12 protein-coding genes are annotated in these 11,375 nt (G+C 67.5%); 8 read left to right on the forward strand and 4 right to left on the reverse strand.

Features of this window, described 5'->3' with window-relative positions; genetic code table 11:
• Positions 1-102: 102 nt before the first annotated feature.
• Positions 103-498: a hypothetical protein gene (locus Q0W90_RS03890; RefSeq protein ID WP_297592704.1), complete on the reverse strand. Its 396-nt coding sequence runs from the start codon at positions 496-498 to the stop codon at positions 103-105.
• A gap of 173 nt (positions 499-671) precedes the next feature.
• Here Q0W90_RS03890 and nth point away from each other — a divergent pair, with 173 nt between their 5' ends.
• From nth to marP, 4 genes are read left to right on the forward strand one after another with little or no spacing between them, the layout of a single operon-like run.
• Positions 672-1,352: an endonuclease III gene (gene nth / locus Q0W90_RS03895; protein WP_297698122.1), complete on the forward strand. Its 681-nt coding sequence runs from the start codon at positions 672-674 to the stop codon at positions 1,350-1,352.
• Between the two features lie 32 nt (positions 1,353-1,384).
• Complete coding sequence (locus Q0W90_RS03900) at positions 1,385-2,065, forward strand: TlpA disulfide reductase family protein (protein WP_297773242.1); 681 nt, start codon at positions 1,385-1,387, stop codon at positions 2,063-2,065.
• Positions 2,066-2,094: 29 nt separating this feature from the next.
• Positions 2,095-2,913, forward strand: coding sequence for a CoA pyrophosphatase (locus tag Q0W90_RS03905; protein ID WP_297592709.1), 819 nt, complete (start codon positions 2,095-2,097; stop codon positions 2,911-2,913).
• A gap of 11 nt (positions 2,914-2,924) precedes the next feature.
• Positions 2,925-4,118 carry an acid resistance serine protease MarP gene (marP, locus tag Q0W90_RS03910; RefSeq protein ID WP_297592711.1) on the forward strand — a complete coding sequence of 398 codons (1,194 nt, stop codon included), beginning with the start codon at positions 2,925-2,927 and terminating at the stop codon, positions 4,116-4,118.
• On the opposite strand, the gene Q0W90_RS03915 is transcribed toward marP, so the two are convergent.
• Both Q0W90_RS03915 and Q0W90_RS03920 read right to left on the reverse strand, forming a co-directional pair.
• Positions 4,111-5,082, reverse strand: a complete 972-nt coding sequence (locus Q0W90_RS03915) for an alpha/beta hydrolase (protein ID WP_297773245.1) — start codon at positions 5,080-5,082, stop codon at positions 4,111-4,113. The two genes, marP and Q0W90_RS03915, sit on opposite strands and share 8 nt — an antisense overlap.
• Positions 5,083-5,634, reverse strand: coding sequence for a phage holin family protein (locus Q0W90_RS03920; RefSeq protein WP_297592715.1), 552 nt, complete (start codon positions 5,632-5,634; stop codon positions 5,083-5,085).
• 239 nt (positions 5,635-5,873) lie between these two features.
• Here Q0W90_RS03920 and Q0W90_RS03925 point away from each other — a divergent pair, with 239 nt between their 5' ends.
• A complete protein-coding gene (locus Q0W90_RS03925; RefSeq protein WP_297773248.1) occupies positions 5,874-6,572 on the forward strand; it encodes a serine protease in 699 nt (232 codons plus the stop codon).
• Between the two features lie 10 nt (positions 6,573-6,582).
• On the opposite strand, the gene acs is transcribed toward Q0W90_RS03925, so the two are convergent.
• Positions 6,583-8,535, reverse strand: a complete 1,953-nt coding sequence (gene acs / locus Q0W90_RS03930; protein ID WP_297592719.1) for an acetate--CoA ligase — start codon at positions 8,533-8,535, stop codon at positions 6,583-6,585.
• Positions 8,536-8,746: 211 nt separating this feature from the next.
• Between acs and Q0W90_RS03935 the strand changes: the two genes are divergently transcribed.
• The 3 genes from Q0W90_RS03935 to Q0W90_RS03945 form a co-directional block, all read left to right on the forward strand.
• Entirely contained in the window at positions 8,747-9,289 is a 543-nt protein-coding gene (locus Q0W90_RS03935) for a DUF4232 domain-containing protein (protein ID WP_297592722.1), read from the forward strand.
• A 63-nt stretch (positions 9,290-9,352) separates the two neighbouring features.
• Positions 9,353-10,981 carry an ABC transporter substrate-binding protein gene (locus Q0W90_RS03940; protein ID WP_297698120.1) on the forward strand — a complete coding sequence of 543 codons (1,629 nt, stop codon included), beginning with the start codon at positions 9,353-9,355 and terminating at the stop codon, positions 10,979-10,981.
• 1 nt (position 10,982) lies between these two features.
• On the forward strand, positions 10,983-11,375 hold a 393-nt coding region (locus Q0W90_RS03945), incomplete at its 3' end, for an ABC transporter permease (protein WP_297773250.1).

Consider the following 11,375-nt stretch of genomic DNA (forward strand, 5'->3'; position numbering starts at 1 on the left):
TGCCTCTTCAACTTTCCCAGAAATTTAATGTGATACGGGCAGGCTGATCCCTTGCTCGCGTGACGAGTCTAGAGGAACGCCATTGTGTCTAACGTGCCAACGCTACACACGATTGGCGTGTCGAGGTGCCCTAAATTGCGGATTGACGTGCGAATGGCCGTGGATTCGCGTCGGTAGCGTCATCTCATCGCGGTCGACGAAGCCGATTACAAATGACGGCGCGGCGTGCCGCGGTCCGCCGGCGCGCGCGGTCGACACGGGACCGGGCAGCTGCCGGGCCTCGCGCCGATGCAGGTATTCGAGCGCCTCCGGCATGCCCTCGGAGGCCAGCGTGCGCATCTCGACGCCGCCTGCACGCTCGAGAAAGTCGTCGACATCGGCCACCGCCATCGGGTCATGGGCGAGCTCGGATTCGAGCCGCCCCAGACCCAGCGCCGCCAGCATCAGCAGCGCCGGAACACCGGCCACCAGCAACCATGACACACGAAGAGTAAACATGGCCTTGAATCAACACGGGGTCTCAGCGAGATCACGAAATCAGTACTCTGTCGTAGGTGACAGTGGCAAAGTCGTCCGGGCGCTCGAAGTCAACGTCCGCCAAGGCCGCCGGCGTCGACACCGGGCGCTGGTCGCAGGAATCCCGAGTCGGCTTGGTGCGACGGGCGCGGCGTATGAATCGTGCACTGGCACAGGCGTTTCCGGATGCGCACTGCGAGCTGGATTTCACCACGCCGCTGGAGCTGACGGTGGCCACGATCCTGTCGGCGCAGAGCACCGATAAACGGGTCAATCTCACGACGCCGGTGCTGTTCAAGCGGTATCCGTCGGCGCTGGACTACGCGCGGGCGGACCGCGACGAACTGGAGAACCTGATCCGTCCGACCGGCTTCTTCCGTAATAAGGCGTCCTCTCTGATCGGCCTGGGCCAGGCCCTGGTCGAACGGTTCGACGGGGAGGTGCCTGCCACCATGGCCGAGCTGGTCACGCTGCCCGGGGTGGGTCGCAAGACCGCCAACGTGATCCTGGGAAACGCTTTCGGGATCCCCGGCATCACCGTCGACACTCATTTCGCACGGCTCGTGCACAGGTGGCACTGGACCACGGAGAAGGACCCGGTCAAAATCGAGCACTCCGTCGGCGAGCTGATCGAGCGCAGTGACTGGACCATGTTGAGCCACCGGGTGATCTTCCACGGCCGTCGGGTGTGCCACGCGCGCAAACCCGCGTGCGGCGTCTGCCTGATCGCCAAGGATTGTCCTTCCTACGGCCTCGGTCCCACCGAAGCGTTGTTGGCCGCGCCCCTGGTGCGGGGTCCGGAGACCGAGCACCTGCTCGCGTTGGCCGGGCTGTAAGCCGCGCCGGATCCGACTCGCACAGGGGCCGCATGCCTAATTTGAGGCCGAGCTTGACCCGGAAGGTGCGCTGGCACATCGCGATTCTGGCGGTGGTGGTGGCGCTGATTGTGGCGCTGGTGGCCGAACTGCGTGACCACTCCGCCACGACCAGGACGCCGTCGACCGATCAGGCGACCGATCAGACAATGGCGGACCGCGAACACCGCGACGCCGATACCGCCGCCGCGTTGGCGGGTCCACGGCAACGCGCCGGCCTGCCGCCGTGTCCCGGCGCCGGAAGCGGTCCAGGCCCCGAGGCGCTGCGCGGTGTGACGGCGGAGTGCGCCGCCGACGGTTCGGTTGTCGATGTCGCGCGCGCGGTTGCCGGGCGCCGGGTGGTCCTCAACTTGTGGGCGTATTGGTGCGCGCCGTGCGCCGCCGAACTGCCCGCGATGGCCGAGTACCAACGACGGGTCGGTTCAGACGTGATGGTGGTGACGGTGCATCAGGACGAGAACGAGACCGCCGCCTTGCTGCGGCTGGCCGAGCTCGGCGTAAGGCTGCCGACCTTGCAGGACGGTCGTCGTCGGGTCGCGGCCGCGCTGCGGGTGGTAAATGTGATGCCCGCGACGGTGGTTCTGCGGCCGGACGGTAGCGTTGCCCAGACGCTGCCACGAGCTTTCAACACTGCCGACGAGATCGCGGCCGCGATCGGAACCGACAGGGGATAAGCGGAAAAATTGAACCGACTGGAGGGCCCGTGAGTGCTGGGGGTTCGCCCCTGCGGAATGGGGACCCCGCCCCCGCGCGCGGGACCGTTCCGCTGACGCCTGACGCCTGCCCGCCTTGGCTGCGTCCGCTGGTCGACAACGTCGATGACATTCCCGACGCGGCCCGGCGCCGGCTGCCGGCCGACGTGCTGGCGATGATCACCACCAAGGCCGCATCGACCGTCACCGCCCTGCGCGGAGCCAGCCGCGAAGCCGCTGTCCTGGTGCTGTTCTCCGGCCCGCAATCCGGCCCGCCCGACGGTGGCCCCCCCGACGACGCCGACCTGTTGGTCACCGTGCGAGCGTCGACCTTGCGCCACCACGCCGGCCAGGCGGCATTTCCCGGCGGCGCCGCCGACGCCACCGACGACGGCCCGGTGGCCACCGCCCTGCGCGAGGCCCGCGAGGAAACCGGAATCGACGTCAGCAGGCTTCATCCGCTGGCCACCATGGAGCGGATGTTCATCGCGCCCTCGCAGTTTCACGTCGTCCCGGTCCTGGCGTACTCGCCGGATCCCGGCTCGGTCACCGTCGTCAACGAGGCCGAAACGGCGATCGTGGCGCGAGTTCCGGTGCGCGCCTTCATCAACCCGGAAAACCGGCTGATGGTATATCGCGGCGATCTCGGCCGCCGGTGGGCCGGCCCGGCTTTTCTGCTGAACGAGATGCTGGTCTGGGGATTCACTGGCCAGGTGATCTCCGCGTTGCTCGACGTCGCCGGCTGGGCCCGGCCCTGGGACACGGACGACGAGCGGGAGCTGGACGCGGCGATGGCGCTGGTCGGTGAACGGGGTGAGCCGCCCCGATGAACATGAATTCGATGACCCCGTCGCAGTGGCTGGACGTCGCCGTGCTGGCGGTCGCCTTCATCGCGGCGGTCTCGGGCTGGCGGTCGGGCGCGTTGGGTTCGCTGCTCTCCTTTGTGGGGGTGTTGCTCGGCGCGATCGCCGGGGTGCTGCTGGCGCCCCACCTCGTCAGCCACATCGCGGCGCCGCGCGCCAAATTGTTTGCGGCACTGTTTTTGATCCTCGCGCTGGTCGTCATCGGTGAGGTCGCCGGCGTGGTGTTGGGACGCGCCGTCCGGGGCGCGATCCGCAGCCGCTCCATCCGAACGGTCGACTCGATCATCGGGGTGGGAGTTCAGCTTGTCGTGGTGTTGACGGCGGCGTGGTTGTTGGCGACGCCGCTGACACAGTCGAAGGACCAGCCCGAGCTGGCCGCCGCGGTCCGGGGTTCGCGAGTCTTGGCTCAGGTCAACGAGGTAGCGCCGCCGTGGCTCCAAACGGTGCCCAAGCGGCTTTCCGCGCTGCTGAACACCTCCGGCCTGCCGGCGGTGCTGGAGCCGTTCAGCCGCACCCCGGTCATTCCGGTCGAATCGCCCGACCCCGAGTTGGCCAGAAATCCCGTGGTGCAGGCCACCGCCCCAAGCGTGGTCAAGGTGCGCAGCCTGGCGCCCAGCTGCCAGAAAGTGTTGGAGGGCAGCGGATTCGTGATCGCGCCCGACCGGGTGATGACCAATGCGCACGTGGTGGCCGGCTCCAACAGCGTTCAGATCTACGCCAGCGGCAATCCTCTCGACGCCACCGTGGTTTCCTACGATCCGTCGGTCGACATCGCGATCCTGGCGGTCCCCAACTTGCCGCCGCCCCCTTTGCCTTTCGCGCAGACCGAGGCGAAAACAGGTGCCAGCGTCGTCGTGCTGGGTTATCCCGGCGGGGGCAACTTCACCGCGACCCCGGCCAGGATCCGGGAGCTGATCAAGTTGAGCGGTCCCGACATCTACCGCGACCCGGCACCGGTAACCCGCGACGTCTACACCATCAGAGCCGGTGTGGAGCAAGGCAATTCGGGCGGCCCGTTGATCGACCTCGACGGTCAAGTGCTCGGTGTGGTGTTCGGCGCGGCGGTCGACGACCCCGACACCGGCTTCGTGCTGACGGCCGAGGAGGTGGCCGGTCAGCTCGCCAAAATCGGTGACACGCAGATGGTGGGCACCGGGTCCTGCGTCAGTTGAGACTGGCTCGGGACCCGTGCACCTGGTCGAGGAATCTCGTCAGATGCCTGTTGACGTCCTCGGGCGCCTCTTCGTGGCTGAAATGCCCTGCGCCGGCGATGGATACGTAGCGCCCCTGCGGGGCATAGCGTTGCGTCCGATCGACCGGGTCCGCGAGCACGTAGGGATCCGCCTCGCCGCGTAGGTGCAGCAGCGGCACACTGAGCTGCTGGCACATCGACCTCATGAACCGCCGGCCCTCGTCGCGCAGCTGGCTACGCGCCGCCCAGCGCTGGTATTCCAGTGCGCAGTGCGCGGCCCCCGGGATCTGAATCGCCGTGCGCAGATGGCCGATGGTTTCGGAAAAGTCCTCGGATGCAAGCCATTTGGCGCAGCTTCGGCTGCGGACCAGGCGTTCGATCTCGGCCGCGTTGTCTCGGGTCAACAGGCGTTCGGGCCACAACGGCACTTGATATTGCAGCAGCGTCTGCAACAGCGCATAACCCTGGTCGCGTCGGGTCAACGTGGATCGTCGCAACGCCGCGGGGTGCGGCGAACTGATCAGCGCGATGGCCGACACCAGCCGCGAATGCAGCAGCGCGGTGGCCCAGCAGGCCAACCCGCCGTCGGCGTGACCGACCAGTGTCGCCGAGGAGTGTCCGAGCGCACGGATGAGCCCGGCCGTGTCGCCGGCCAGTGTCCAGCCGTCGTAGCCGCGGGGCGGCTTGTCGCTGCCGCCGTAGCCGCGCAGGTCGACCGCGACCACCCGCGCCCCGGTCAGCCCGCGCAGCTGATGACGCCAGGACCACCAGAACGATCCGAATCCGTGCAGCAGCATTACCAACGGCCGCGCCGTCGGGGGCAGGCCGCCGGCCGCGCTGGGAGGAAGGGCCTCGACGACGTGAAAGCGGATGCCGTTGGCGTGCACATCCAGATGGCGCCACGGCCCGTCGATGCGGGTTACCGACGGATCCGGCGGCGCCATCTACCAGCCCGAGGGATCGGGTGCGGCGCCGTTTCCCGGCTTCGCGTGCCTACCGTGGCGCTCGGTGAGTTGCTCGGCCCTGAATTCCGAGCCGGCGGCTTTGTCATGGCCGGGCGTCAGCGCGGTGCGGGTCTCTTTTACCGATTCGATGGTCTGGCGCGGCCCGCGGATCCGGCGCACCTTGAGGAAGCCAAGCAGGCCCAGCAGGGCGCCGACCACCACCATGACCCCGAAGACGATCAGGTACGCCACCCAGCGCCACAGCCAGGTGTCGAGCAGTTCGGCGACGAAGAAGAAGAAAAAGAAGGTGGAGTAAAACAGCACCACCAGCGCGGCGATGAAGAAAACGCTACCGGTGAGGCCCTTTTTGACGTCCCGGGTGATCTCGGCGCGGGCGAGTTCGACTTCGGCGCGCACCAGCGTGGAGACCTGGGCGGTCGCATCCTTGATCAGGTGGCCGATCGACGGCTCGGCGGGGCTGGCATGTGGGTCGGTCAACGGAATCGTGGTCAGCGTGCTGGGCACACCGTTCTTGCCATCGGCTTTGCTCACAGACCGTCCTCTTTCGTCATCGCCAGGCTCGTCGTCGTCGCGTTTTATGTTGCCATGCGGCGCCTGAATAGACGAAGCCAGACGAGGCCAGCCGAACACTGCGACCAGCCACCGGCCAGTTCGGTTCGGACAGAAAGCGGTCGGTTCGGGGCGCGCCGCTGGAGCGACCAAGGGCTTCCCGGCCGATTACACTCGGCGAAGCCGGCCGCGATGTCCGGCCGACCGATGGGAGTGAGGCTGTGCGGAGGGCGCACCGGTGCTTCTCGGTAGCGATAGTTGCCCTGCTCGTGGCCGCGCTGGGTTCGCATGGCCACGCCGCCGCCGCTGATGTCAGGATCCCGCTGGGTGGTGGTGCGGGCATCGTCATCAACGGCGACACCATGTGCACCCTGACCACGATCGGTGGCGATGCCGCGGGCGAGCTCATCGGTTTCACCTCCGCGCATTGCGGGGGCCCGGGCGCTCATGTCGCCGCCGAGGGCGCGGAAAACGCGGGCGTATTGGGCACCATGGTCGCCGGTAACGACAACCTCGACTACGCGGTGATCAAGTTCGATCCGGCCAAAGTGACACCGGTGGCCAACTTCAACGGGTTTTTGATCAGCGGCATCGGTCCGGACCCGGCCTTCGGCGAGATCGCCTGCAAACAGGGCCGCACAACCGGCAATTCGTGCGGCGTCACCTGGGGAATGGGTCAGACCCCGGGCACCATCGTGATGCAGGTTTGCGGCCAACCGGGTGACTCCGGCGCGCCGGTGACCGTGAACAACGAGTTGGTCGGGATGATCCACGGAGCGTTCAGCGACAACCTGCCGACCTGCATTGTCAAGTACATCCCGTTGCACACCCCGGCGGTGGTGGTGTCGTTCAACGCGGTGCTGGCCGACATCAACGCCAAGCACCGGCCCGGTACCGGGTTCGCCCCGTTACCGGGCTGAACCGCACCGACTACTTCGCCTCTCTGATCGCGTCGAACACGCCGGGGTCGAGCAGCGTCGAAGTGTCGCCCAATTCCCGGTTTTCGGCGATGTCCCGCAACAGCCTGCGCATGATTTTGCCGCTGCGGGTCTTGGGTAGCTCCGGCACCACGTGCACCTCGCGCGGACGGGCGATAGGGGAGATCTCCCGGGCCACCTCGACGCGCAGGTCGTCGACGATCCCGTCGTGCACTTCGAATTCGGCGCACAGGACGACGAACGCGCAGATGGCCTGACCGGTTGTCTCGTCGGTCGCGCCGACCACCGCCGCCTCGGCCACCGCCACGTGGCCGACCAACGCCGACTCCACCTCGGCGGTCGAGAGCCGATGACCCGACACGTTCATCACGTCGTCGATCCGGCCTACCACCCAGATGGCCCCGTCGGCGTCGTAATAGGCGCTGTCACCGGCGAAATACCAGCCTTGCTCGGCGAACCTGGACCAGTAGGTCTCGACGTAACGTTGCGGATCGCCCCAAATGCCGCGCAGCATCGACGGCCACGGTTGGTCCAACACCAGGTAACCGGTGGCGTGCTCGCCCTTGTCGTTGCCGGGTGGCAGCTCGTCGCCGTGGTCGTCGACGATCTTCGCCGAGACACCCGGCAGCGGCGTCATCGCCGAACCCGGTTTCGCCGCAGCGACTCCGGGCAGCGGGGAGATCATCGTGGCCCCCGTCTCGGTCTGCCACCAGGTGTCGACGATCGGAAGGCGCTCGGCGCCGATCACCCTTCGATACCAGCGCCATGCCTCAGGATTGATCGGCTCGCCGACCGAACCCAGCAGCCGCAGGCTGGACAGGTCGTGCGCGTCGGGAATTTCGCGGCCCCACTTCATGAACGTGCGGATCAGCGTGGGCGCGGTGTAATAGATTGTCACGCCGTACTTTTCGATGATCTCGAAATGGCGATGCTGGGTCGGGGTGTCGGGCGTGCCTTCGTAGAGAACCTCGGTGACCCCGTTGGACAGTGGGCCGTAGACACCGTAGGTGTGTCCGGTGACCCAGCCGATGTCGGCCGTGCACCAGAACACGTCGTTGTCGGCCTTGATATCGAAGACGTAGTAGTGCGTGTAGGAGGCGTGCGTCAGATAGCCGCCGCTGGTGTGGACGATGCCCTTGGGCCGGCCGGTGGTTCCCGACGTGTACAGCAGGAACAACGGCTGCTCGGCGTCGAACGGCTGCGGGGCGTGTTCGGGGGAGGCCGCGTCGACGACGTCGTGCCACCACAGATCGCGGCCGTCATTCCAGGCCACGTCAATTCCGGTGCGCCGCACCACCAGAACGTGCTCGATGGGGCTGTCCGGGTCCAAGACCGCCTCGTCGGCGGCGTCCTTGAGGGGCGCGGGCTTGCCGCGACGGTATTGCCCGTCGCTGGTGATCAACAGCTTGGCGTCCGCGTCGGCGATGCGGGCTTGCAACGCTTTGGCGGTGAAGCCGGCGAACACGACGCTGTGCATGATGCCCAGCCGCGCGCAGGCCAACATCGCGATCACCGCCTCGGGGATCAGCGGCAGGTAGATCGCCACCCGGTCACCGGCCACCAGACCGAGATCGGTCAGCGCGTTGGCGGCCCTGCACACTTCGGCTTGCAGATCGGAATAGGTCAGGCTGCGGTGATCGCCGACGGGTTCGCCCTCCCAGTGGATGGCGACCCGATCCCCGTGGCCGGCCTCCACATGGCGGTCCACGCAGTTGTAAGCGACGTTGAGCTTGCCGTCGGCAAACCACTTGGCGAACGGTGCGCCGGACCAGTCCAGCACCTCGGTGAACGGCTTCGCCCAGGACAGCCGATTGGCCTGCTTGGCCCAAAAAGCCAGCCGGTCCTGCTCGGCCTCGCGGTACAGCTCCTCGCCCGCGTTGGCCTGCTCGGCGAATTGCGCCGACGGGGGGTAGGACGAGGGGCCCGCGGAGTGGGTGGCGGTCACTGGCTTCTCTCCTGTGTCGAGACTGCGCCGTCAGGTGGCCGGCGTCGTGCTCTTCGGCAATCGAGCCTAGCCCGGCGACGACGAGCGCCGAAACGGTGCGAGTGCGGAGCCGGGCAATCGAGGCTAGCCGTGCGCGCCGTAGCCGCGGGAGCGGCAACCGAGCGCTCGAATCCGGGGTCAAAGCCCGCGCTCATGGCGGATAATCACCGGTGTGCCGGGTCATGTGCGGAGCATCCACCGACTGGTCCCCAGTTTTGCCGCGGCCGCAACGACTTACGCCGCCGCCGCCGTGCTGGGGTGGCCCGCGGCGGCCATACCCGCCGACACTCTCGACGCGCCGACGCCGTGCTGGTCGGACCAGATCGCCGTGACGGCCGCCCCCACCGAGGCCGCGGCGGGGCACCGCGCGGTGACCCTGATGTTCGCCCTCGCCGGCGGCGCCGAGCCCTGCACGCTCACGGGATATGCCGGGGTCGACTCGGGCGCTGGCGGCCCATCGGTGCATGCCCGGCCCACGCTGCGCGGCTACATGGGCGGCCTGGCGGCCGGCGTCAATGTGGCACCCGCCGTCATTCTGTCCATCTCGACCCAGGGGCAGGCGATCGTGGAGAGCGTTGCCGTCGACGGCGAGGGAAAGCCGTGCCCCACGTACACGGAGCTGCTCGTCAATCCGCCCGACACCACCAACGTCGTGACGGTGTCGGCGACCATTGAGGCCTGTGAGTTGCAGGTGCACCCGGTCACCGCGGTCTGATCGAGCCACGACCGGGCCACCGCCGCGCGACTTCAGGCCCTAGGGTCGGGTGTCATGCGTCGGATGCGGACCCCGGTGGCCTTGCTGGCCCCGCTCGCCGTCGCAATGCTCACGGTCGCTTCGCTGGTGGGTTGTGGCGGCGGTGTCCTCAGCCCGGATCTGGTGGTGGTCAACGGCGGGGAACCACCGAACCCACTGATCCCGACCGGCACCAACGACAGCCAAGGCGGCCGGATCCTCGACCGGCTCTTCGCCGGGCTGATGTCCTACGATGCCGCCGGCCATCCGTCGCCCGAGGTCGCCCAGTCGATCGACACCGCCGACAATGTCGACTACCGCATCATCCTCAAACCCGGCTGGACGTTCACCGACGGCTCACCGGTGACGGCGCATTCGTTCGTCGACGCCTGGAACTACGGGGCGTTGAGCACCAATGCCCAACTGCAGCAAAGCTTCTTCAGCCCGATACAGGGATTCGACGCGGTCGCCGGTCTCACCCGGGACGGCAAGCCGACGGCGACCACCATGTCCGGGCTGCGGGTGGTCAACGACCTGGAGTTCGCCGTTCGGTTGAAGGCACCGACCATCGACTTCAGGTTGCGATTGGGCCACAGCGCCTTCTATCCGTTGCCGGAGGCCGCCTTTCGCGACATGAACGCGTTCGGCCAACATCCGATCGGCAACGGCCCGTACCAACTCGCCGAGGGACCGGACGGGCCGGCATGGGAGCACAACGTCCGAATCGACTTGCGGCCCAACCCCGGTTACCGCGGCAACCGCAGGCCGCACAACAGGGGGCTGAGGTTCGAGTTCTACGCCAACCTGGACACCGCCTACGCCGACCTGCTCTCGGGCAACCTCGACGTGCTGGACACCATCCCACCCAGCGCCCTGCCGGTCTACAAGCGCGACCTCGGCGACAAGGTCACCAGCGGAGCGGCCGCGATAAACCAGAGCCTGGACACCCCGTTGCGGCTGCCGCATTTCGGCGGTGAGGAAGGCCGGCTGCGCCGCCTGGCGCTGTCGGCCGCGATCAACCGGCCGCAGATCTCCCGACAGATTTTCGTCGACACCCGCAGTCCCGCACGCGATTTCACTGCCCGGTCTCTTCCCGGATTCGATCCGAACATCGCCGGCAGCGACGCGTTGGACTTCGATCCCGGACGGGCGCGGCAACTCTGGGCGCAGGCCGATGCGATCTCGGCGTGGAGCGGACGCTACGCGATCGCCTATAACGCCGACGCGGGACACCAGGACTGGGTGGACGCCGTGGCCAACGGCATCAAGAACGTGCTGGGCATCGACGCGGTCGGCGCGCCGCAGCCCACCTTCGCGGCCTTTCGCACCCAGATCACCAACCGCAGCATCGCCACCGCGTTTCGCGCCGGATGGCAAGGCGACTATCCGTCGATGATCGAATTCCTCGCCCCGCTGTTCGCGACCGGCGCGGGATCCAACGACGTCGGCTACTCCAGCCGGCAGTTCGACGCCGCGCTGGCGACGGCCGAAGCCGCACCCGACTTGCCGCAGGCCACCGTGCTGGCGAACGAGGCCCAACGAATTCTCTTCCACGACATGCCCGTTGTTCCGCTGTGGAACTACATCAGCGTGGTCGGGTGGTCGTCCGAGGTCAGCAACGTCACGGTCACCTGGAACGGGCTGCCCGACTACGAGAACATCGTCAAGGTTTGACATGGGTTGGTATATCGCGCGCCGGATCGCCGTCATGGTGCCCGTATTCGTCGGCGCCACGTTGCTGATCTACGGCATGGTCTTCCTGTTGCCCGGCGACCCGTTGGCCGCGATCGCCGGCGACCGCCCGCTGACGCCGGCTGTCGCCGCGCAGCTGCACGCCCGCTACCACCTCGACGATCCGTTCATCGTGCAGTACCTGCGTTACCTCGGCGGAGTTCTGCACGGTGACCTTGGCCGCGCCTATTCCGGGCTCCCGGTCAGTGACGTTCTCGCACATGCGTTTCCGATTACCCTGCGGCTGTCGTTGATCGCCCTGGCCGTCGAGGCGGTGCTGGGAATCGGATTCGGGGTGATCGCGGGCCTGCGTGCGGGTGGCCTTTTCGATTCCACC

Origin of the sequence: Mycobacterium sp., from assembly GCF_025933915.1 — a bacterium.
Taxonomy (GTDB): Bacteria; Actinomycetota; Actinomycetes; order Mycobacteriales; family Mycobacteriaceae; genus Mycobacterium.